Genomic DNA, 21,773 nt, shown 5'->3' on the forward strand with positions numbered 1-21,773 from the left:
GAATCAAGAAAGCAGCACTATCGTGACGCGCACTTACACCCCGAAGGCCGGGCAGGTCCAGCGAGACTGGATCGTCATCGACGCCACCGACGTCGTTCTCGGCCGCCTGGCATCGCACGCCGCCGCAATCCTGCGCGGCAAGCACAAGCCGACCTTCGCTCCCCACGTCGACACCGGCGACTTCGTCGTCATCGTCAACGCCGACAAGGTCGCCCTCACGGGTCAGAAGCTCCAGAAGAAGATGGCCTACCGCCACTCGGGTTACCCGGGCGGCCTGAAGTCCGTCTCGTACGCCGAGCTTCTCGAGAAGAACCCGGTTCGCGCCGTGGAGAAGGCCGTCCGCGGCATGCTCCCGAAGAACACCCTGGGTCGCCAGCAGCTGTCGAAGCTGAAGGTCTACGCCGGTGCCGAGCACCCGCACGCCGCTCAGCAGCCCACGCCGTACACCCTCGACCAGGTCGCCCAGTAAGCGCCCCTCAGATTTCAAAGGACATACTCGTGGCTGAAATCCAGGACACCACCGAATTCCCGCAGAACTTCTCCACCTCGAGCCCTGAGACCGAGGTCGTGGAGTCGGCTCCGCGCCCCGTGCTCTCCGTTCCCGGCGCTGCCGTGGGCCGTCGCAAGCAGGCCATCGCCCGCGTGCGTCTGGTTCCCGGTTCGGGCACCATCACGGTCAACGGCCGCACGCTCGAGGACTACTTCCCGAACAAGCTGCACCAGCAGCTGATCAACGACCCGTTCACGGTTCTCAACCTGCAGGGTGCGTACGACGTCATCGCCCGTATCTCGGGTGGCGGCGACTCGGGCCAGGCCGGCGCGCTGCGTCTCGGCATCGCCCGTGCACTGAACAACATCGACGCCGAGAACAACCGTCCGGTGCTGAAGAAGGCCGGCTTCCTCTCGCGTGACGCCCGCGTCATCGAGCGCAAGAAGGCCGGTCTCAAGAAGGCCCGCAAGGCTCCTCAGTACTCGAAGCGCTGATCCGCGCAGTTCCCTCTATGGCACTGTTCGGTACGGACGGCGTGCGGGGGCTGGCCAACGGCCCCCTCACCGCCGAACTCGCGCTCTCCCTGGCCCAGGCGACTGCCGTCGTCCTGGGCCAGGGCCGTATTGCTGAGGCGCGTCGCGCCGCGGGCAAGCGGCTCACCGCGGTGGTCGCTCGCGACCCGCGCATCTCGGGTCAGTTCCTCAGCGCCGCCGTCGAGGCGGGTCTCGCCTCTTCGGGCGTCGACGTGCTGGATGCAGGCACACTGCCGACCCCTGCGACGGCCTTCCTGATCTCCGACATCGACGCCGACTTCGGCGTGATGATCTCGGCATCGCACAACCCGGCTCCCGACAACGGCATCAAGATCTTCGCCCGTGGCGGACGGAAGCTGCCCGACATCGTCGAGCAGCGCATCGAAGCGACCATGGACGCCGGCACCAAGCTGCAGCCGACCGGCGGCGACGTGGGTCGCGTGCAGCGCTTCTCGGACGCCGAGGACCGCTATGTGCTGCACCTGCTGGCGTCGCTTCCGCATCGTCTCGATGGCATCCACGTGGTGCTCGACTGCGCCCACGGCGCGGCCTCCGGGGCATCGCCCGAGGCGTTCAGCAACGCAGGTGCCAAGGTGACCGTCATCGGCGCCGCGCCCGACGGGTTGAACATCAACGACGGCGTCGGGTCGACGCACCTCGACAAGCTGGCCGCCGAGGTCGTGCGTGTCGGAGCCGATGTGGGCATTGCGCATGACGGCGACGCCGACCGCTGCCTGGCGGTGGATGCCGAGGGCAACGTGGTGGACGGCGACCAGATCATGGCGATCCTGGCCGTGGCGATGAAGAGCCGTGGCAAGCTCCACGGCGACACGCTGGTCGCCACCGTGATGAGCAATCTCGGCCTTCACGTCGCCATGCGCGAGCAGGGCATCACCGTCCGTCAGACGGCGGTGGGCGACCGGTACGTGCTCGAGGACATGAACGCGGGCGGTTATTCGCTCGGCGGCGAGCAGTCCGGCCATGTGATCATGAGCGATTTCGCCACCACCGGTGACGGGCTGCTCACGGGCCTGCATCTGGTGGCCGAGATGGCGCGCCAGAAGAAGTCGCTCGCTGAGCTGGCGTCGGTGATGACCGTCTACCCGCAGGTGCTCATCAATGTGAAGGACGTCGACAAGACGCGCACAGACGATGAGGGCGTCGTGGCAGCCGTGCGCGCCTGCGAGGAGCAGCTGGGCGGCACCGGTCGCGTACTGCTGCGCGCCTCGGGCACCGAGTCACTGGTTCGCGTGATGGTTGAGGCGGCCGACAAGGCGACGGCTCAGGAGTGCGCCGAGCAGCTCGCCGAGGTCGTCAGGCAGCGTCTGGCGCTGTAGAGTCGTGGCTCGTGCGGCGGTTCGTCGCACGAGCATGACCCGCGTCTCGATCCGGGGTAGGGGGAGGTGAACGGATGCCGTATGACGGTCCGGCCGCGCCGCCACCTCCGCCGCCGCCTGCTCACGTGGTGAACGTGGTGCAGATCGCCGGAAAGGTGAAGGCGACAGTGCCCATGTGGCGGCGGACGTCGACGTGGGTCGCGGTGTACAGCATCGTGCTCGCGCTCATCGCCTTCTGGCCTCAGCCGGTCGACGCCGGTGCGGGGCGGTTCCTGCGCTGGCTGTTCGACACCGTTCCGCTGCTGACCTACGAACGGCTGGAGTTCGGCTCGAACATCGTGCTGTTCGCGCCGTTCGGGATCGGCCTCGCGCTGCTGATGCGCGAGCTGCGTTACCTGATCATGCCTTTGGCGCTGCTTTCTTCGCTGACCATCGAGAGCGTGCAGGCCGTGCTCATCGCCGAGCGCACGCCCAGCGTGCTCGACATCGTCGCGAACGTATCGGGCGCATGCTTCGGGCTCGTCGTGGTCGTGAGCGCGGAGGCGCTCCGCGCTCGTACGCGCTGACGGGCCTTCGCCGGGATCGAGAGGTCACCGCGCCAGGTAGGTCGCCAGCGAAGAGGTGGCGTCGCGCGGTGAGAATCCCGTCGACTGGATCTTCGTGAGATCGAGCACGCTGTTCTTGGGCCGCGGGGCGACCGGCTCCTCCGCATCCGCGTGATAGTCAGCGGCGCGCACCGGCATCACGCGGCCGGGGGCGTGGCCCGTCAGGCGGAAAATCTCGCCGGCGATCTGCGCCCACGTGCGCACCTCGCCTGCGCCCGTGAGGTTGTATGTGCCGTAGGGGGCGTGCGTGTCGAGCAGGTGGCGGATGCCGGCGGCGATGTCTTCGGCGAAGGTGAGGCGGCCGGACTGGTCGTCGATCACGCGCGGATCGACGCCGCGGGCGGCCAGTGAGGCCATGGTGCGCACGAAGTTGGGGCCGTCGCCGATGACCCACGACGTGCGGACGATGTAGTGCCTGGTGGCGGTGGCGGCGGCGAGATCGCCGGCGGCCTTCGACTGCCCGTAGACGCCGAGCGGGGTGAGCGGGTCGGTCTCGAGATAGGGGCGTTCGGAGGCACCGTCGAAGACATAGTCGCTCGAGACGTGCACGAGAGTGATGCGGTGCCGTTCGGCGATCGCGGCAAGGCGGCTGACCGCGTTGGCGTTGACGGACCAGGCGGCAGCGCGGCCCTGTGCGGATTCGGCGGTGTCGACGGCGGTGTATGCGGCGGCGTTGATGATGACCTCGTAGTCCTGCCAGCGGCGGGCGGTGTCGAGGTCGGTGGCCGTGATGTCGAGGTCGGCGCGGGTGGCGTATTCGATGTGCGGCTGCTCGCCGTACTCCGTGCGCAGTGCTCGGCCGAGCTGTCCGTCTGCCCCGAGGATGAGGGTCTTCTTCGGTGGCACTGGGGTGACGTCGGCGAGTCGGGGGTGGGCCTTGTCCCTGTCGGAGAGCTCGGCGTCGTGGAGGGGGATGGGCCAGGGGATGGCGACAGTCTCGTCGGCGAGGTTGAGGAAGGTGTAGCTCGATTCGGGGGACCAGTGGTCGTTGACGAGGTAGACGTAGGCGGTGTCTGGTTCGAGGGTCTGGTAGGCGTTGCCGACGCCGCGGGGCACGAAGACTGCTCTGGAGGGGTCTATTTCGGTGGTGAAGACGGTGCCGAAGGTCGGACCCTGGCGCAGGTCGACCCAGGCGCCGAAGATGCGGCCGGTGGCGACGGAGACGTACTTGTCCCATGGCTCGGCGTGGATGCCGCGGGTGGCTCCCACAGTTCCGTTGAAGGCGATGTTGTTCTGCACGGGGCCGAGGTCGGGCAGGCCCGCTGCCGTCATCTTGGCCCGCTGCCAGTTCTCCTTGAACCAGCCGCGCTTGTCGCCGTGCAGGGCCAGATCGACGACCAGAAGGCCGGGGATCGACGTCTCGGCGATCACTGTCCCTTCCCCGCATAGAAGGCTTCGGTGGCGTCCTTCGATGGCGCCCACCAGTCCTCGTTGGCGCGGTACCAGTCGATGGTCGCGGCGAGACCTTGCTCGAAGTCGCCGTACTGGGGCGTCCAGCCGAGCTCGTCTCGCAGCTTGGTCGAGTCGATGGCGTAGCGCAGGTCGTGCCCGGCGCGGTCGGTGACGTGGTCGTAGGCGTCGGAGGGCTGGCCCATCAGGGTGAGGATGAGTTCGACGACGGTCTTGTTGTCCTTCTCGCCGTCGGCGCCGATCAGGTAGGTCTCGCCGACGCGGCCCTTCTGGAGGATGGTGAGCACGGCGGAGGAGTGGTCGTCGGCGTGGATCCAGTCGCGCACGTTCTGCCCGGCGCCGTACAGCTTGGGGCGGATGCCTCGGATCACGTTCGTGATCTGGCGGGGGATGAACTTCTCCACGTGCTGGTACGGGCCGTAGTTGTTCGAACAGTTCGAGATTGTCGCCCGCACCCCGAACGAGCGCACCCAGGCGCGTACCAGCAGGTCCGATCCGGCCTTGGTCGACGAGTACGGCGAAGACGGGTTGTACGGGGTGGACTCGGTGAACCGCGCCGGGTCATCCAGTTCGAGATCGCCGTACACCTCGTCGGTGGAGATGTGATGGAAGCGCACGTCGTGCCGGCGCGCCGCCTCAAGCAGCGTGTAGGTGCCGAGGATGTTGGTGTCCAGGAACGGACGAGGATCGTGCAGCGAGTTGTCGTTGTGGGATTCCGCCGCGTAGTGCACCACCGCATCCGCCTCCGCGAGCAGCGCATCCACCAGGCCGGCATCCGCGATGTCGCCCTGCACGAACCGCACCCGCTCGGCGGCAAGCCCCGCAAGGGACGCACGGTTGCCTGCGTAGGTGAGCTTGTCGATCACGGTCACGTGATGGTCGGTGTGTCCGACGACGTGGTGCACGAAGTTCGATCCGATGAAACCGGCGCCCCCGGTGACCAGCAGCCTCATCGGTCGCCCCTCTCCAGCAGCCCCAGCAGGTAAGTGCCGTAGCCCGACTTGACCAACGACTCCGCGCGCTCGCGCAACTCATCATCGGTCAGATACCCCTGTCGCCACGCGACCTCTTCCGGGGCGCCGATCTTCATGCCCGTGCGGCGCTCCATCGTGCGCACATAGTCGGCGGCATCCGTCATCTGGTCGAACGTCCCCGTGTCCAGCCATGCCGTGCCGCGCGGAAGCACTTCCACGTGCAGTGCGCCACGCTCCAGATACTCGCGGTTCACGTCCGTGATCTCGTACTCACCACGTGCTGAAGGTCGCAGACCACGGGCGATCTCTACGACGTCGTTGTCGTAGAAGTAGAGACCGGGAACCGCATAGCTGCTCTTCGGTACTTCCGGCTTCTCCTCCAGGGAGACCGCGCCACCGCCCGCATCGAACTCGATCACGCCGTAGGCTCGCGGCTCGGCGACCCAGTAGGCGAAGATCGCGCCACCTTGCACGGTTGTGAAGCGCTTGAGCTGACTGCCCAGCCCGGGGCCGTACAGCAGGTTGTCACCGAGCACCAGCGCCACCCGATCGTCCGCGATGAAGTCCGCGCCGATGGTGAAGGCCTGCGCGAGGCCATCGGGCGAGGGCTGTTTCGCGTAGGAGAGTGAGATACCGAAACGCGAGCCGTCGCCCAGCAGGCGTTCGAAGAACGGAGCGTCGAGGGGCGTGGTGATCACCAGGATGTCGCGGATGCCGGCGAGCATGAGCGTCGACAGCGGATAGTAGATCATCGGCTTGTCGAACACGGGTATCAGCTGTTTCGAGACGCCGAGCGTGATCGGGTGCAGCCGAGTCCCCGAGCCCCCAGCGAGGATGATCCCCTTCATGGTTACATGATGCCAGTACCGACTGCCGGTACGATCACTCCAATTGGGGAAGGGGTGAGCGTTGTCGCCGCACGTGCATTTCTGGACCCGCCACCGTGAGGCGCTCGATCCGTGGAACCCGGACGCCGACCCCGACTCTCATCCGACGGCGTACGGCCATGCATTCCTCGAGCTGTATCAGCGGATGCGTTCGGAGGGGCGAGCGGTCACCATCGGTCCACGGCCGCCGTCGCGAAGCACCGCTGTCGTCGCTTCTTTGGAAGAGCTCGTGGCCCATCAGCCGCAGATCCCGGCAAGGATGATGCTTCGTTTCGCGGCCTCCTTGCTAGGGCTGCACCGCCGGCCGAGCGTCATCGTGCTGCGTGTCGACACCTATCTCAGCGTGCGAGCGCCATCGTTCACGACGCTTGAAGCGATGCCCACGCGGGCCAGCATCCGGCTGCCGAGACAGCGGGTGCTGCCGCTTCTGCCGCAGCGCGGTCTATGCCCACGGGATGCCGCGCGCGGCACGCGCCTTGAGAACGTGGCGATCAAGGCGTACTCGTACAACATCCCCGCGTGGGTGGACGATGACTTCGAAGAGCGTCTCGGCGACCTCGGCCTCACTCTCCGAATCGACACGGAGGCGAACGGCCGCTGGACGGACTTCACAAACCTCGATGCAGTGCTCTGTACACACGCGCCTGGAGTCGACGACCGCAGCAAGCCACCCACGAAGCTCGTGGCCGCGTGGGCAGGAGGAGTGATTCCGGTCTGCGGGCCCTTCGTCGGTTACCTTGAGAACGGAACTGACGGTGAGACGATGGTCGTCGCCGACGACGACGGGAGCGAAGGCTACCTGCGCGCCCTTCGAGCGCTGCGCGAGAGAGCCGATCTCGCAGAGAAGATCCGTGCTGCGCTGCCGGCGGCCGCAGCGCAGTACTCACCGGCGGGCGTCGTGGAGGAGAATTGGCGGGCTCTCGTCGCGGCCCCGCCGATCGAGCGCTCCAAGGCGTTCGCGGCCCTGTTGGGAGCCGCGCCGGTCGCAGCGCTGAGCCGAGTCAGGCGGCTGCTGCGTCGGAGGCAGGGATGAAGGGAGAGCGCGTGGATGCTGTGACTGCAGATGCGACCAGACAGCGGCGACGTCTCACTGCTTATGTGCTGCTGGCCGATCCGAGCTATCTTGCTCAGAGCGTCGGAGCGTACTACGACCATGTCGACCGCATCGTGGTGTCATTCGACCGCACCCATACGTCGTGGACCGGAACACCGCTGCCGGTTGCACAATGCTTGCGGATCATCTCGGCGATGGATCGGAACCGAAAGCTGGTGCTGGCGCCGGGGGACTTCGCGCGGCACAGGCACAGCGGCTTCGACAACGAGACCTTTCAACGGCAGACCGCGCTGGATCAGGCTTCGGAAGGCGCGGACTGGGTGCTGCAACTCGATACAGACGAGGTGATAGCATCGCCGCCGGTCTTCTTCGACATGCTCGACAGGGCGGCGCTGTCGGGAGCCGGGGGACTCGATTTCCCATCCCGCTGGCTCTACACGAGGGCCGGTTCCGGGCGGTACCTTGAGGTGACAGGCCGATGGTGGACACGCGCGGCGTCATTCCCCGGCCCCTTGGCGGTTCGGGCGGGGACGCGGTTGCGACACGCGCGACAAGCAGAGGCAGAGCTGTTTCGCGTCGACTTCCGACGACGGAACACCGATCCCTGGCGACCGGCGGACGCAGAGGTCCACGCCGTCGTCGATCCGCGTGACGCCGTGCTGCACTTCTCCTGGGTGCGGGATCCGGCTGTGATCCGGCGCAAGTTCGGCTGGTCGGGACACAGTGACTCGTTGCGCCCGCCGAAGATCTACCGCAGGTGGGTGTGGCGTACACGGCATCCGTACGTCACCGCTTTGACGACCCCGCTGCGCCGTCGCGATGACGGGCGCTACCGCGTGTCTCGCGTGCCCGAACCGCCGGGTGGAGCTCCGCTTCAGATCGACGATGCCGAACGGCCTGAGGGCGGCGAGTCGTGAAGAGCCCCCTCGTGAGTCAGGCGAAGCGAGCTGCACATCGCACGATCGACTTCGGGAGCCACGCGCTCGGGAACGCACTCGACCGGCTGCGGCGCGGCGACCGCGTCGTACTGTGTACGCCGCCGACCGGGATGAGACTCGGCAACTTCCTCTATCTGTGGCTCAATGCGCACCTTCACCAGGCAGAGGGCGCGGATGTCATGGTGCGGGAGTCGTACGGGATGGCTCAATGGCTGCAACGCTTCCCCGCATTGCGCGAACTCACGCTCGCGCCACGAGAGGTGCGATTCTCCGACCGGCGCGAATGGGACCCCGAATGGCTGTACCAGCGCTTCGGAGTCGACTTCGGTCGTGATCAGCTGCACGCGTTCGTGCGAGAGGTGTTCGCCGGGCAGGTGACGCATGGGCCGCCCGCCAGGCTCGTCGTCAACGTGCGGCGCGGCGACTTCTATGCGACGCAGTTCGAAGCGAAGCACGGCTTCCAGATCGTGCCGTATGTGCAGGCGGCGCTGAAGCTGTTCCCCGAGCGGCGGGATGTGCTCGTCGTGTCGGACGACGCGGAGTGGTGCCGCACGCGTCTCGACCGGATGCTGCGCGACGGGGCAGAGCAGGTCGACTATGCGGCGCCGGACCCCCTGCGAAACCTTCTCGCCCTTGCCGGGTCCCATTCGCTGATCGGGGCGAACTCGACGTTCTCGTACTGGGGGGCGTACATCGCGGACGCACTGCACGACGACGCGCGGATCGTCATGCCCCGCTTTCACGCGCGCATGGCACACGGAAGTGACGCTTATCAGCTGGATCCGAGCTGGACAGCGCTCGACGGCTTCGCCTGAACCCGGTCGCGCAGCCACTGCCGACCCCAGCGTCGCACAGGCGACTCGACGAATCGGTACGACAGCGCCACGACGAGAATCGTGAGTGCGATGTCGATGGGGGCGGCGAACCTCAACTCGATCCCCACGATGAGCAGGGGCACGAGGTGCATGAGGGTCAGGCCGTACAAGTAGATTCCGTACGATCTCGCGCCGACCCAGCGTGGTACCGCGCTGCCCAGTGCTCTGCTCACCAGGTTGGCCCTGTCGCCGGTGATGTTGAGGATGAGTGCGGCCGTGGCGAAGGCGACGGTCACGAACATGACGTCGCCGAGCGGACGGTAGACGACCAGCGTGGCCACGGCGAAGACGGTGAGGGCGACTGCGCCGATCCAAGGCTGACGAGTGACCGCTGCGATCCATGAGGTGCGGCCATGGGCGTGCTGGTCGGCGGCCCAGCATCCGATCACCAGCGGAAGCAGATGGCCGGTCGGCAGGAAGTAGTTCTGAGGTGTGAACGCCACCGCAACCGCCACGATGACCGACACGTGCAGGAACCATCGCTGCACACGAAGGGAGCGGCGCAGGAGCACCAGTACGAGCAGGGGAGGCCAGACGAAGTAGAACTGCTCCTCGACGCTGAGCGACCAGGACTGATTGAACGCGGCAGCAACCCGGTCGGTCCACGCCTGCTGGAAATCGTTGAAGTAGAACAGCGCGCCGGCCGCACTCCACGCTACTTTCTCACCCTCTCCTGCCATCACGGCGGTGAATGAGGCGAGCACCAGCCAGAGGAGCAGTGCAGGCAGCAGCCGGAAGGCGCGGCGCAGGTAGAAATCGCCGAATCTCACGCGTCCGGTGCGTTCGAACTCGGCCATCAGCAAGCCGGTGATCAGGAACGCGGAGAGCACGAAGAAGAGGTCGACGCCGACGGCTCCGCCTGGAAAGTACGCACCGGCGAGGTGAAGCAGGTACACGGCGAGCACGGCGATGGCGCGGATGCCGTCGAGTGCGGGTACGTACCCGTCTCGATCGGATGCTCGAACAGCGGGCGCCACCATCGCCGAAGTCCCCTCGTCCCAGACGCGACTCACGGTAGCAGCGCGCGCGCCTCGGCGGAAGACGCGCTCAGTCGAGTCGGCCGAGTTCGACCAGCCGGGCGAACTCGGCGTCATGTGCGCGCACCTCGTCGAAAGTACCCGAGGCGGCGATGCGTCCTTCGCGAAGGTGCACGAGCCGATCGACCGAGCGCACCGTCGAGAGGCGGTGGGCGACGATGATGATGGTCATCTGGCCGCGCAGCGAGTGCAGCGTCTGGGCGACCTCATGCTCTGTCGCGTTGTCCAGCGCGCTGGTCGCCTCGTCGAGGACCAGCAGGCGCGGCCTGCGATACAGGGCGCGCGCGAGCCCGACGCGCTGACGCTGCCCGCCCGAGAGTCGCACTCCGCGGTCGCCGACCATCGTGTGGATGCCGTCGGGCATCTCGACCAGCAGGTCGGCGAGCTGCGCCTGCCGCGCCGCCAGCCACACACGATCGGCGTCGATGCCGGCCGGGTCTTCGCCGAACGCGATGTTCTGGGCGATGCTGCCGTTCAGCAGAAACACCTCTTGCGGCACGACACCGATGCCGGCATACCAGCCGGCCAGGTCGTCGTCGATCGGGCGGCCGCCGCTGGTCACGTTTCCCTCGGTCGGAGTGAGAAGCCCCAGCACGAGGTCGACCAGCGTTGTCTTGCCGGCGCCGCTGCCGCCGGTGAAGGCGGTGGTCGTGTTCTCGGCGATGGTGAGGGTGATCCGGTTGAGCACCGGCTGATCGGCATCGGGATAGGCGAAGGTCAGATCATTCAGCTCGATGTCGCCGCTGTAGGCGGTCTCGCTTGTGCGTTTCTCGAGGTGCCTGCCCCCCGCTTCGAGCTCGTCGAGGGTCTCGGTCATGATCCGCAACCCTGCCTGGCCGGCGCGCATGGTCGCCAGGCCGGCACTGACGCGGTTCATCGTGGGCAGCGCGCGCAGCGACGCGGCCGCGAAGAGCCCCAGCACGGGAACGATCTGGTCGGTGAGGCCGGCACTCGAGAGAATGATCGCAACGCCGACGATTGCCGCGATGAAGACGATCTCGAGCAGGTAGCGCGGCACATCCGCGATGAAGGCCATTTCGCGGTTGACGCGTGCTCCGCGCAGACGAGCGGCACGGAACCTTTTGACGAAGCTCGATGCGCTGGACGTGAGCCTCGTCTCGCGGAAGCCGTCGAGGGCGGGCATGAGCGACTGCCAGGCCTCGAGGCCGGCTTCGGCCGCCGCCTCGCCGAGACGCAGCTGCCGGGCGCGCAGAAGTCTCTGCACGCCGAAGACCGCCATGCCGAAGAGCGCGACCGCGAACAGGGTCACCCAGGGCTCAGCCACGGCGAGCACCGCCATGATCGCGACGAGCACGAAGACGTCCGTGCACAGGGTGACAATAGCGAGCAGCACGCTTGCCGCCTGGTTGGTCGCGTCGTTGATATTGCGATACACGGTGCTGAGCGCGCGCACTCGGTGGGCGGAGTACGGCGCCAGCACGTAGCGGTTCATCAGCTCTGCCGACGCGAGCGCCGTCACGCGTGTCGTACGACCCAGCAGCCACCAGCGAAAGGCGAGCGATCCGAGGCTCTTGACGACGAACGCCAGTGTGACCATTCCGGCGAGCAGAGGGATGAGCGTGGAGACGGCGGTCGTGCCTGCGGCTTCCGCCAGCCAGAGCAGCAGATCGCCCTCCGGCCTTCCGGCCGAGATCAACTGCATGAGCGGGATCGTCGCCGCGACCCCCAGCATGTCGAGGCCGGCGAGGATCACGGATGCCGCGACGGTCGTCGTCACCCATCGGCGAGGTTGCGCGCCGGTGACTCTCAACAGCGCCCCCAGCTGCCTGATCAGCGGGTTGCGCGACGCCTTTCGCGCCATCTGCGTCCTTTCCCCTGAGCGGGGCGTGCCCGATGGGTGTCCCGCGCTCGATTCACGGTAACACCGCGGCAGAGGTGCTTCGCGCGCGGCTCGACCCGCTCAACCAGCCCAGCAGCGCTTCGAGCGGTCCGCGACGGCGCAGTAGGGCGAGCACCAGGCCGATGAGCAGCACACCGGCGAGCTGAACCAGGAAGACGGCCGTTCCTCGCGCGTACCACGGTGTGCCTGTGCCGTCGGTGCCGGCCATGGCGAGGTTGTACAGCGTGGCGGTGGCGACCACATGGGCCGTGTACACCGTGAGCGGAGCCGCGCCGGCGGCGCGGACGGTCTGAAGAGCGATCCCCCGCGATCGTGAGCGGGCGTCGAAGATGCCGACCAATAGTCCCACCACGAAGCACGCTCCGGCGACGGTGCGCAGCATGTCGGCCGGGTTGCCGCTGTGCGGGGTGGGGATGAGCAGCATCCACAGGTCTGTGCCGATCGGGGCGCCGAAGCCGGAGCTCAGCATCATCTCGCCCAGATCGGGCAGTGAGAACCAGGCGGGCCGCATGCGCACGATCCGACCCGCGAGCGTGATCAGCAGGTAGACGGCGAGGCCGCCGATGGCCAGCCGAGAGCAGAGGGCGCGCAGGCCGCCGCCGGCTCGAGCGGCGAGGAGCATCCGCGCGATCAGAATGCCGGTGAGCATGTATGCCACCCACGTGATGGCGGGATAGTGGCCTGTGAGGAGCAGGTCGCGCACCGCGCCGCCGATCTCGGCGCCCGCGTCGGCACCCGGCGCCTGAAGGCTCGCGGCGAGGGCGGCGCGCACGTGCGCGTTGAACGCGCCGCCGAACAGCCAGAGCACTGTCACCACGATCGCGATGCCCCATGAGGGCAGCAGCAGCGCCGGCGCCGCGATGATCATGGCGGCGCCGTAGTAGGTGAGCACCACGCTGATCGGGCCGTCGAGAGGCAGCAGCAGGGTGCCGATCAACGCGATCAGGATGCCGCGGAGCAGGATGCTGAGCAGCATCCGTCCGGTCGACGCATCACGCATGCCGCGAGTGAGCAGCACCAGGCTGACGCCGCCGAGCACGGCGAAGGTGGTGGCGGATGTGCTGCTGACGGTGGCACCGATGACCTTCCCGAGCGCCTGGTCGACGGACGAAGCGCCGGAATCGGAGCCGAGGGGGGCGATCAGGTGCGCGGCCATCATGCCGACGATGGCGACGAGACGCGCGAGGTCGATGCCGACTATGCGTCCGACCGCAGACGGCGCGGTCTTCGGCGGCGCGCTCGGTGCAGTCATCGCACTATCTTGGCACGACGACGTGACGGGGGCGGCGTCAGATCGTGCCGATCTCAGCGCGCCTCAGAGCGCGCAGCAGATCTTGCGAGGGCCGCTGCGACCTCGGAAGCGCCGAAAAGGGTCGCACCGCTGCGACGCCCGCCACCGTGGGCCGGATCCACTTGCGTTCGCGACGCACGAGACCCGCGTGAATCAGCCACTCCAGCCGCCGCCTGAATCTCGGACCGCGAAGCATGCCGAAGATCGGGGTGGCGGCGAAAAGCGCCTCCTCGGTGGTCGGTTCCGGCTGCTGCAGTTCGCGCTCGACGAGGGTGCTGAGGACATCCCAGTAGCGTGGCCGCACGTTCGCTCTGGCCGCCTCTCCTCGACGCAGTTCGCGCTCAATGCTCGCATCGAGCGCCTCGCGACGGGCCGAATGCACCGGCGGCTGCTGCGTACGCCTCGCACGCTCATCGATGATGCTCATGCTTCAGAGAGTCTCGCCAGGGCGGATCATTACGCGAAGTCGCGCGATCTTCTCGCTCGCCGTCGGAGAGGGAGGCCGATCAGTGTGCGCCGGACGGCCTGACGATCGCGGCCGCAGTGCGGGCGACGACCACGATGTCGCTGGTGATCGACCAGTTCTCGACGTAGTAGAGGTCGAGTCGGATCGCGTCGTCCCACGACAGGTCGGATCGGCCGCTGACCTGCCAGAGGCCGGTGATCCCGGGTTTCATGAACAGGCGTCGGTGCGCGTCGTCGTCGTAGAGGGCGACCTCGGCTTCGCGCTGTGGTCTGGGCCCGACCAGGCTCATGGTGCCGATCAGAGCGTTGAAGAACTGCGGCAGCTCGTCGAGGGAGTAGCGACGGATGAAACGGCCGACCGGGGTGATGCGCGGGTCATCGTTGACCTTGAACAGCGGCTTGTCGGACGTGCCCTGCTGATCGAGCAGCGACTGCAGCTGGTCGTCCGCTCCCACGACCATGGAACGGAACTTGAACATCTTGAACGGCTTGCCGTGCAGGCCGATGCGCTCTTGCGCGTAGAACACCGGCCCTCTGCTCGTGACCTTCACCGCGATGGCCACGGCGAGCATGACGGGCGAGAACAGGACGATGAGGCCGAGCGAGCCGACGATGTCGAAGGCGCGCTTCGCGATGCGCTGTCGCCCCTCGAACCGCGGGTACTCCACGTGGATGAGCGGCAGGCCGGCGACCGGGCGGGTGTGGATGCGGGGGCCCGCGATGTCTGTGAGGGCGGGGGCCACGATCAAGCCGATGCGCTTCTGGTCCAGAGCCCAGCCGAACTTGCGTGTGCGCTTGGGGGTGATCGCGTCGGAGGTCGAGAGGATCACAGAGTCGATGTTGTGCGAGTCGATGATGTCGAGTACGTCGTCGAAGTCGCCGAGCACTGGCACGTCGTCGAGTATCGGCTCCTGGCTGCCGTGTGTGGTCACCGCGCCGATGATGCGGATGCCGGACTGCGGCTCGCGCTGGATGGTGTCTGCGATGTGCTCGGCCTTGTGGCGATCGCCGATGACGATCGCGCGCTGCAGGAAGCGACCTGCAGAACGCTGGCGACGCAGCCAGCGGCGCCACAACCACCTCGTGGCGACAAGGAGCAACAGGCCGGACGGCAGGGCGATCAGCAGATAGAAGCGACCGAACTGAATCTGGAAGAGCAGGGCGAGGATGGCGAGAACGCCGAAGACGCGGATCGTGGCGTCGAGGATGCGGCGGGACTCAGCGGATCCGTCTTCGAGTACCGACGCGTCGCGCGTGCCGAAGATCTGGAGCGCGAACAGCCAGCCGACGACGAACAACAGCGACGTGACGAAGTAGCCGATCTCGAGATCGAGTATGCGGTCACCGATCGTGAGCGGCTCGTTGCTGAAACCGAAGCGCAGCAGGTGTGCTCCGAAGACGGCGAGCACCACGACGAGCGTGTCGGTTATGGCCAGACGCCGCGCGTACCGACGTCGTTGCCTGTCGACTCTCGAAGTTGTAGATGCAAGCATCGGCCTTGCGCTGATGACGTCGGACACCATCCCGTTGTCGCCTCCCCATGACTCGCCAACGGTAACGCGACACGCACGCCACACTCTCGCCGCCCCTCGCGGCCCGACCGTTGACTGCTCGACAGAAGTATCGGGACCTCCATCGATTCGACCATTGTCGCACGCTCTGCACGCAGCTTCAGATCGGCCGCTATCTCTCGTGCGCCTTCGCCGGGCAGGTATGGCAGGGAGACCGTCATTCTTCATGAACTAGTCTGGACTCGCAGATCGACTCCCACCGCTAGAGGTGGAGATGACTCGTCAAAAGCGAGCGGGGCGGGGCAAGGCCCGATCGAATGCGCGTTGTCCGAGATGCGTACACATCCATGAGGGGGTTACACGGATGAACACCGGACCATCGCGCACCTCGGTCTGGGCGCGCGAGGGGACAACCCACCGGCCAGCTGGTCGCACTGCCGAGCGCAGGACCCGCCAGCTGAGTTTTCTGATCGCGGCCGCCCTTGCGTACACGTCCATGCCGGCGATGGTGAGTTTGGTGCAGAACGGACGGCAGTACGACCTCGCCAACTCGACGAGCTCGGTGGTGTTGACAGCGTTCGCGGAGGGTATGCGCACACCGTTGGCCGTGGTGCTTATCGGCGTCTGCATCGTCATCGTCCTACAGAACGCGGCTCAGAGCGCCCATCAACGGGCGGGACGTCTGCTCCTAGTCATCGGCGCACTCGCGGCCATGGTGATCATGGACGTTCTGATCAGCGGTTCGTTCAATGACGCGGCGTTACTCCTCATCCTCATCGCGATCACTGTGTGGACGATGGGGCTCGCGTCGCCGGACCTCAGGATTCTCGGGGTCGTGGCCGGGATTGTAAGCGTAGGAAGTCTTGTCCTTGCGCTGTTCTGGCCTGCGGCATGGCAGCAGAACGACGAGAAGGGCTTCCTCGGCGAGGATGTGCTCGCCGGGGCGTTCTCACAAATGAACGTCCTAGGGATCGCGTTGGCGGTTCTGCTTCCCTTCGCGTTGCTCTTGCGAACCCGCACGATGCGGTGGACCGTTATGGTCGCGTCGGTATTGACGCTGTTCTTGGCCGCCAGCCGAACGTCTCTGATCGCGGCCGGTATCTCGGTTCTCGTGATGCTCGTGCTCCGGGTCCAGAAGCAAGCGGTGGCGAGGACCGCGACGATCTGGATGGCCGCGGGCGCCGTAATCGTGATGGTAATACTCCTGCCTCTGATAACGGACGATCGGGGCGCGTTCACCAGCAGGGGAGCGATCTGGATCAACACTCGAGGTTTCGCCGCCGAATCCTGGGCAACCGGTCATGGCCTCGAGACCTTCAGATTCGGGGGCCCGCTGTATCAGGTGACGCATATGCCCGCGGCGCACGCTCACAATCTGTTCCTTCACTATGTCGCGATGATGGGGTTGCTCGGACTCGTGACGCTCGTCGTTCTGGTCCTCCCCGCGGTGCGGGCCGCGGCGAACGCCTCCTCTACCAGAATCGCGTTCGCCGGGTCGGTGACGGCAATGCTCGGGTTGGGAATCGCCGAGGTACCTCTTCGAGTGGAGACATTCGATGGGCCAGCGTGGGCCACGTGGCTCGTGTGGTTCTGTCTCCTGTTCGTGGCCCTTGATGACCGCGGAGTTCATGCCGACGCTTGGAGCGCGCGTTCGCAATCCTCCCAGCGTGCAGGGAAGGATGTCGGTGACTGACCTCCGTAGTCGAGTTCTGCGCAGTGGCGGTTGGGTGGCGGGTTCGACCGCAATCCTCGCCGTTGCCCAGCTCATCCAGCTGATCGTTCTGGCACGCGTCCTACCCCAGAGTGAGTTCGCCATCGTAGCCATCTTGGTTATGGTGCAGGGATTCGTTGAGATGCTCATGATCGCTGGCATCTCCAATGCGATTATCCAGCGCCAGGGCGCGACGGCGGGCGAGCTGAGCTCTCTTCACTGGCTCAATGCGGCAGTGGGCCTGATGCTCGGTCTGGGAGTCGTCCTCCTCGCGCCAGCCCTTGGTGACTTCTTCAACAACCCGGCAGCAGCGCTCCCTATCGCGATTCTCGGGCTCGCTGTGCCGGTCAATGCACAGTCCCACGTGTCTAGGGCTTGCCTTGAGCGAGATCTGAGCTTCCGATCGGTCGCACTCGTTGAGACCGCAGCGGGGCTTACCAGCGTTCTAGCCGTTGTCGGCGGATCAGCGCTCTGCGGCATCGTTGGGGTCTCATTCGGGATGCTCTTTGGCTTCCTGATACGGTCGGGTCTGTTCCTGTACGCGGGACGACAAGTGTTCCGACTTCGCGCTCGCTTCGCCTTCCGTGAAACCAGACGATTCCTCGATTTCGGTATATTTCAGTTTTTGAACTCGCTAGTCGGTTTCATCGACGGCAACACCGCGACGATCCTCATCGGGCGCAGCCTCAGCCCAACGGCGTTGGGGGGTTACAACCTCGCGTACAACACCTCGGTGAACGTTCCGGGGAAGATCAATCCAGTGATTACTCGGGTCATGTTTCCGGCGCTCTCGCGGCTCCAGGACGACACAGAGCGATTCTCAGCGGCGGTCCTGAGACTAATTTCGATGACCGGGACGCTCAACGCCCCGCTGATGCTCGCGCTCGCGATCACTGCTCCGGTCTTCGTGCCGACCGTGTTCGGCGCGAAGTGGGGGTGGGCCGTTTCGCTCGTGCAGATTCTCGCCCTCTCCGGCTTCCTGCGAGCGCTCGCGAACCCGATGGGCGTCGTCCTCATGGCAAAGAATCGACAGCGTCTAGGACTCACGGTCAACGCAGCGAAGACCGTTGTCTCCATTGCGTTGATGTTGACAGGAATCCACTTTGGAGGTGTAACTGGGGCGGCGGTTGCACTGGTCGCGTCCGGGATCATGACCTTGGCAGTGAATCAGGTGCTTCTCAGGCATCTATTGGGCGCCGGCTACCTCGCGATCGTGCGCACTCATTTGCTTCCGGCGCTCGCGGTAACGCCAGCGGCTGCCCTCGGCGCGATAATGATGTACCTGGTCGCGAACGTTTGGATGCCCATTTGGACTCTGCTGGGTGTGGGCACACTGATCCTTCTCGTCACAGCCGTCACCGCATCCGCCCTGAAATTGCCCGCGGCCCGACAGATTGCGGAGCTCGTCAAGCGCGGAAGGTGGACACGTGGGAGAGATTGATCCGGCAGGAGTGCGGCGGTTGTCACCTCTCATCGTGCTCGTGGCTAGGGAAGAGCGCCTCGACGGCACGGGTGGTGCAGTGGCGACTTGGGTACGCGAGGTGCAAGCTCACCACCCGGCAACAGCGAAGTTGCTTGCGCTCGTGAATGGCGAGGGCGCCGCATCGACGAAAGTGCTGCGAATTGTCAGCATTGCCATCTCCGCCATTGCCGAAGCGCTCTCTCGATTCACCTCCTGGCACAAAGGACGATGGGAACGTGCGCTCTGGCTACGCGGGTTCTGGTACGTGTTGCTTCTGATGCGTGAGATCCGCGGCGCGGAAGTTCTCTACATCCACAATCGCCCTCGCTACGCGGTGTTTGCGCGTCGACTCGGATATCGAGGCCGAATCATCCTCCACATGCACAACGACCCCGTGAGCTATTTTTCGGGGCTGCGGATTCCGCCCGCCGCGGTTGCCGACCGATATGTGTTCTGCAGCGAGTATGCGCGGAACCGGGCCGTGCAGCAATGTGGGGTGCCAGAGTCGCGGACTTCGGTGATCCTCAATGGGGTAGAGGGGGAAGTCCCACAGGAGCTGTCCCAAATGGGCCCGAAGTTATTGTTCGTAGGGCGTCTACAGCCTCTCAAAGGACCCGATATTGCGATCGAGGTAGTGTCGCTGCTTCGCGAACGCGGCGTACCAGCGACTCTCACGGTCGTGGGGGGAACCGAGCCAGGCTTGAGGTCAGAACGCACCTCGTTCTACGAATGCCTCGAGGCTCGAGTGAGCGAACTCAATTCACGTCACGGCTCGGGGACCGTGAGCCTCGTCGGACCGCTGCCCCTGAGTAAGGTATTTGATGAGATGCGGCGGCACCCGATATTGATTGCTCCGAGCCGCGTCGAGGAAGCATTTGGGATGGTGCTGGCAGAGGCGATGAGTTGCGGATCTGTGCCGGTCGCGCCTTCCCGGGGCGGTATCCCCGAGGTGTTGGCAATCGCCGGATACACGGCCGCCAACAGCGAGGCGGACAGTGCGAACCTTGCCGATGCGGTACTCCGTGTGGCGGTTACGTCAGACGATAGACGTCGCGAGGCAGCGTCCCGCGTCATCAACCGCCTCAGTTGGAAGAGGATACGCGCTGAATATCGTGCATTACTGGAGAGTCTGGAGGGCAGGGGAGGGTGATGTCTGAGCCTGTTGATTTCGTGGTCACCTGGGTGAACGACCAGGATCCCGAGTGGCGGCGCCGGAAGGCGGCGGCGAGCGGAGCAGGCACGGGCGCGTCGAGCTCCGACGAGTCCGATGCGCGGTATCGGGACTGGGGACTACTGAAGTACTGGTTCCGTAGGGTGGAAGCGTACTGCCCCTGGGTCCGGCGCATACATTTCGTCACTGACACGAGATTGCCGGACTGGTTGTCAACCGATCATCCGCGTCTGAACATCGTCGATGGCCGGGCGTTGAAGGGGCACGACGTCGACACTTACAGTTCACGGTCGATTGAGTCGCAGCTTCACCGGATCGAAGGCCTGAGCGAGCGATATGTTTATTTCAACGATGACTTCTTCATCGGTCGGCCTCTCGAGCCAGAGTTCTTCTTCCGGCACGGCCTCCCCTATGGTGTGAATGCGCCGACGATTCTTGCGGACGGTGACTACCGCGCCCATGCCATGCTCCATGCATCCGGACTGATCAACCGACAGTTCAGTCGCAAGGACTACCTGCGGACTGTGTTCCGTCGGTCGGTGCGTCTGTCGTCCGGCGCCATGCTCTTCAGGCTCCCGTTGTTTCTAGCTTGCGGAAACATCCCGCCAGTGACGGATACTCACGTCGGGATTCCGTTGATCAAGTCTGTCGTGGCCGAAGCGTACGCGGCTGAACCGACTGCGATCGAGCAGGCGCGGAGAGCAGTGTTCCGCTCGCGAAATGAGACGGCGCCGATTTACTACGCCACGATGTGGCATCTTGCGACAGGCAACTACTTCGCGCGATCTAAGAAGGCGGTCGGTCGGTACTATTCGCTGGCCACATCGTCGCTCGATGACGTCATCCACGCGATCGAATCAGAGCGGATCGCTCAATTCTGTCTCAACGATGGGGCGGTACGTGACCCTGAGGCGATCCAGACCGAGGTCGTGGCGGCGTTCCAGCGTCGGCACCCGAATCCGTCCTCGTTTGAGCGGGCGACCCCTCGATGACGAGAACCGGAGATGGCGTTGTTGGGCGGGTACTCGTCTGGCGCTGGGGCTGGCTGGCGCCATCGGAGACGTTCATCAGAAACCAGTTCGATTCGTACCGCCTCTGGGAAGGGGTTGCAGTCGGCGCGGAGCGAGTCGAATCAGTGAACTCCCGCCCCGAAGATCGGGTCTTATTCGGAGACGCTCTGGCTGATTCTGCCCGCCGCGAGCTACTCAAGATCTTCGACTGGAGCCCTCGCTTGGCGAAGCTGGTGCACACCGTAGATCCAGATGTGATGCATGCTCATTTCGGGGGGGATGCATCGCGTGTCCGCCGCGTTGCCAAAAGACTTGGAGTTCCGCTCGTCGTCACCGTCCACGGCGCGGACGTGACCGCTCAGCCTCGCCGCTCGGGACTCCGCGGGGTGCGTAATCGTCGGCGCCTACGCAAGGTATTCCGTGACGCTGCGCTGGTCATTGCGGTCTCTGGCTTCATACGTGAACAAGCGATCCTCTGGGGCGCTGATCCGGAACGGACTATCGTCCATCACATCGGAGTTCCAGTTGAAACGCTGACTGCGGTGGAGCAGAAGGTATGGGATGTCGTCTTCGTGGGCAGGTTGGTCGCGAAGAAGGGCGTCATGGATCTTCTAGCGGCGGTCGACACCTCGGCTGATGCGCTCGGACGAGAAGTGCGCGTGGCAATCGTCGGTGATGGTCCGTTGCGTGAGGAGCTAGAGGTGCGGTCACGATCGAATCGTGCGTCGATCGAGTTTTTGGGGCGGCGTAGCCCCGCGGACATCCGAGACATCCTGAGCCGCTCCCGAGTATTCATGGGCCCCTCCCGCCAAGCGGCCAACGGCGACTCAGAAGGATTCGGTATGGTCTTCCTCGAAGCAGCCGCGGCGGGTCTGCCCGTGATCGCTTACCGCCATGGCGGAGTTGCAGAAGCGGTCGAGGATGGCGTCACGGGCCTGCTGGCTGACGAGGGGCACATCGATGAGCTGACCCACCACCTCGTGACCGTATTGCAAGACCGATCCCTAGGAGAGAGGCTGGGTGCTGCCGGGCGTGCTCGCGTTGAGGCTCAGTTCGACGTGCGCGAGCAGACTAGAGTGCTTGAGTCGATTTACGCGCAGGTCCACTCAGGCCTCCGTGCGGCTCGGAAAGGCAGGGACTGAACTGTCACG

General features: G+C 65.5%; 20 protein-coding genes. 12 read left to right on the forward strand and 8 right to left on the reverse strand.

The window, feature by feature from the left end; translation table 11 throughout:
- Positions 1 to 22: 22 nt before the first annotated feature.
- The 4 genes from rplM to RIN43_RS04255 all read left to right on the forward strand — a co-directional run bounded on the left by rplM (position 23) and on the right by RIN43_RS04255 (position 2,926).
- Entirely contained in the window at positions 23 to 469 is a 447-nt protein-coding gene (gene rplM / locus RIN43_RS04240) for a 50S ribosomal protein L13 (protein ID WP_309127633.1), read from the forward strand.
- A gap of 29 nt (positions 470 to 498) precedes the next feature.
- A complete protein-coding gene (gene rpsI, locus RIN43_RS04245; RefSeq protein ID WP_309127634.1) occupies positions 499 to 984 on the forward strand; it encodes a 30S ribosomal protein S9 in 486 nt (161 codons plus the stop codon).
- A 17-nt stretch (positions 985 to 1,001) separates the two neighbouring features.
- Complete coding sequence (gene glmM, locus RIN43_RS04250; protein WP_309127635.1) at positions 1,002 to 2,360, forward strand: phosphoglucosamine mutase; 1,359 nt, start codon at positions 1,002 to 1,004, stop codon at positions 2,358 to 2,360.
- 125 nt (positions 2,361 to 2,485) lie between these two features.
- Positions 2,486 to 2,926 carry a VanZ family protein gene (locus tag RIN43_RS04255; protein WP_309127636.1) on the forward strand — a complete coding sequence of 147 codons (441 nt, stop codon included), beginning with the start codon at positions 2,486 to 2,488 and terminating at the stop codon, positions 2,924 to 2,926.
- Between the two features lie 24 nt (positions 2,927 to 2,950).
- Here RIN43_RS04255 and RIN43_RS04260 read toward each other — a convergent pair whose 3' ends face one another.
- Genes RIN43_RS04260 through rfbA form a run of 3 tightly spaced genes read right to left on the reverse strand, consistent with a single transcriptional unit; the run spans position 2,951 to position 6,197 of the window.
- On the reverse strand, positions 2,951 to 4,336 hold the full coding sequence (locus RIN43_RS04260) for a bifunctional dTDP-4-dehydrorhamnose 3,5-epimerase family protein/NAD(P)-dependent oxidoreductase (protein WP_309127637.1): 1,386 nt from the start codon (positions 4,334 to 4,336) through the stop codon (positions 2,951 to 2,953).
- Positions 4,333 to 5,328, reverse strand: coding sequence for a dTDP-glucose 4,6-dehydratase (gene rfbB / locus RIN43_RS04265; protein WP_309127638.1), 996 nt, complete (start codon positions 5,326 to 5,328; stop codon positions 4,333 to 4,335). The genes RIN43_RS04260 and rfbB overlap by 4 nt, the downstream gene beginning before the upstream one ends.
- Complete coding sequence (gene rfbA / locus RIN43_RS04270; protein ID WP_309127639.1) at positions 5,325 to 6,197, reverse strand: glucose-1-phosphate thymidylyltransferase RfbA; 873 nt, start codon at positions 6,195 to 6,197, stop codon at positions 5,325 to 5,327. The genes rfbB and rfbA overlap by 4 nt, the downstream gene beginning before the upstream one ends.
- 61 nt (positions 6,198 to 6,258) lie before the next feature.
- On the opposite strand from rfbA, the gene RIN43_RS04275 reads away from it, so the two are divergent.
- Genes RIN43_RS04275 through RIN43_RS04285 form a run of 3 tightly spaced genes read left to right on the forward strand, consistent with a single transcriptional unit; the run spans position 6,259 to position 9,043 of the window.
- Positions 6,259 to 7,269, forward strand: a complete 1,011-nt coding sequence (locus RIN43_RS04275; protein WP_309127640.1) for a hypothetical protein — start codon at positions 6,259 to 6,261, stop codon at positions 7,267 to 7,269.
- Positions 7,266 to 8,207: a hypothetical protein gene (locus RIN43_RS04280; RefSeq protein ID WP_309127641.1), complete on the forward strand. Its 942-nt coding sequence runs from the start codon at positions 7,266 to 7,268 to the stop codon at positions 8,205 to 8,207. The genes RIN43_RS04275 and RIN43_RS04280 overlap by 4 nt, the downstream gene beginning before the upstream one ends.
- Before the next feature lie 11 nt (positions 8,208 to 8,218).
- Positions 8,219 to 9,043, forward strand: coding sequence for an alpha-1,2-fucosyltransferase (locus RIN43_RS04285; protein ID WP_309127642.1), 825 nt, complete (start codon positions 8,219 to 8,221; stop codon positions 9,041 to 9,043).
- On the opposite strand, the gene RIN43_RS04290 is transcribed toward RIN43_RS04285, so the two are convergent.
- From RIN43_RS04290 to RIN43_RS04310, 5 genes are all read right to left on the reverse strand, one after another.
- Complete coding sequence (locus tag RIN43_RS04290) at positions 9,001 to 10,116, reverse strand: acyltransferase (RefSeq protein ID WP_309127643.1); 1,116 nt, start codon at positions 10,114 to 10,116, stop codon at positions 9,001 to 9,003. The genes RIN43_RS04285 and RIN43_RS04290 overlap by 43 nt on opposite strands.
- 34 nt (positions 10,117 to 10,150) lie before the next feature.
- Positions 10,151 to 11,962 (reverse strand): ABC transporter ATP-binding protein, encoded by a 1,812-nt coding sequence (locus RIN43_RS04295; RefSeq protein WP_309127644.1) that lies wholly within the window; start codon positions 11,960 to 11,962, stop codon positions 10,151 to 10,153.
- 52 nt (positions 11,963 to 12,014) lie between these two features.
- Complete coding sequence (locus RIN43_RS04300; RefSeq protein WP_309127645.1) at positions 12,015 to 13,253, reverse strand: heparan-alpha-glucosaminide N-acetyltransferase domain-containing protein; 1,239 nt, start codon at positions 13,251 to 13,253, stop codon at positions 12,015 to 12,017.
- A gap of 37 nt (positions 13,254 to 13,290) precedes the next feature.
- Positions 13,291 to 13,719 (reverse strand): hypothetical protein, encoded by a 429-nt coding sequence (locus RIN43_RS04305; RefSeq protein ID WP_309127646.1) that lies wholly within the window; start codon positions 13,717 to 13,719, stop codon positions 13,291 to 13,293.
- 79 nt (positions 13,720 to 13,798) lie between these two features.
- Positions 13,799 to 15,280 (reverse strand): sugar transferase, encoded by a 1,482-nt coding sequence (locus RIN43_RS04310; RefSeq protein ID WP_309127647.1) that lies wholly within the window; start codon positions 15,278 to 15,280, stop codon positions 13,799 to 13,801.
- A 352-nt stretch (positions 15,281 to 15,632) separates the two neighbouring features.
- On the opposite strand from RIN43_RS04310, the gene RIN43_RS04315 reads away from it, so the two are divergent.
- The 5 genes from RIN43_RS04315 to RIN43_RS04335 are packed head-to-tail and all read left to right on the forward strand — an operon-like array spanning position 15,633 to position 21,764.
- Positions 15,633 to 16,961 (forward strand): O-antigen ligase family protein, encoded by a 1,329-nt coding sequence (locus RIN43_RS04315; protein WP_309127648.1) that lies wholly within the window; start codon positions 15,633 to 15,635, stop codon positions 16,959 to 16,961.
- Complete coding sequence (locus tag RIN43_RS04320; RefSeq protein ID WP_309127649.1) at positions 16,954 to 18,420, forward strand: MOP flippase family protein; 1,467 nt, start codon at positions 16,954 to 16,956, stop codon at positions 18,418 to 18,420. The genes RIN43_RS04315 and RIN43_RS04320 overlap by 8 nt, the downstream gene beginning before the upstream one ends.
- Positions 18,407 to 19,591, forward strand: a complete 1,185-nt coding sequence (locus RIN43_RS04325; protein ID WP_309127650.1) for a glycosyltransferase family 4 protein — start codon at positions 18,407 to 18,409, stop codon at positions 19,589 to 19,591. The genes RIN43_RS04320 and RIN43_RS04325 overlap by 14 nt, the downstream gene beginning before the upstream one ends.
- A complete protein-coding gene (locus tag RIN43_RS04330) occupies positions 19,591 to 20,604 on the forward strand; it encodes a Stealth CR1 domain-containing protein (protein WP_309127651.1) in 1,014 nt (337 codons plus the stop codon). Before RIN43_RS04325 ends, RIN43_RS04330 begins: the two co-directional genes overlap by 1 nt.
- A complete protein-coding gene (locus RIN43_RS04335) occupies positions 20,601 to 21,764 on the forward strand; it encodes a glycosyltransferase (protein WP_309127652.1) in 1,164 nt (387 codons plus the stop codon). The genes RIN43_RS04330 and RIN43_RS04335 overlap by 4 nt, the downstream gene beginning before the upstream one ends.
- The last annotated feature ends 9 nt before the right edge of the window (positions 21,765 to 21,773 follow it).

It is taken from the genome of Microbacterium sp., assembly GCF_031178445.1.
Classification (GTDB): Bacteria; Actinomycetota; Actinomycetes; order Actinomycetales; family Microbacteriaceae; genus Microbacterium.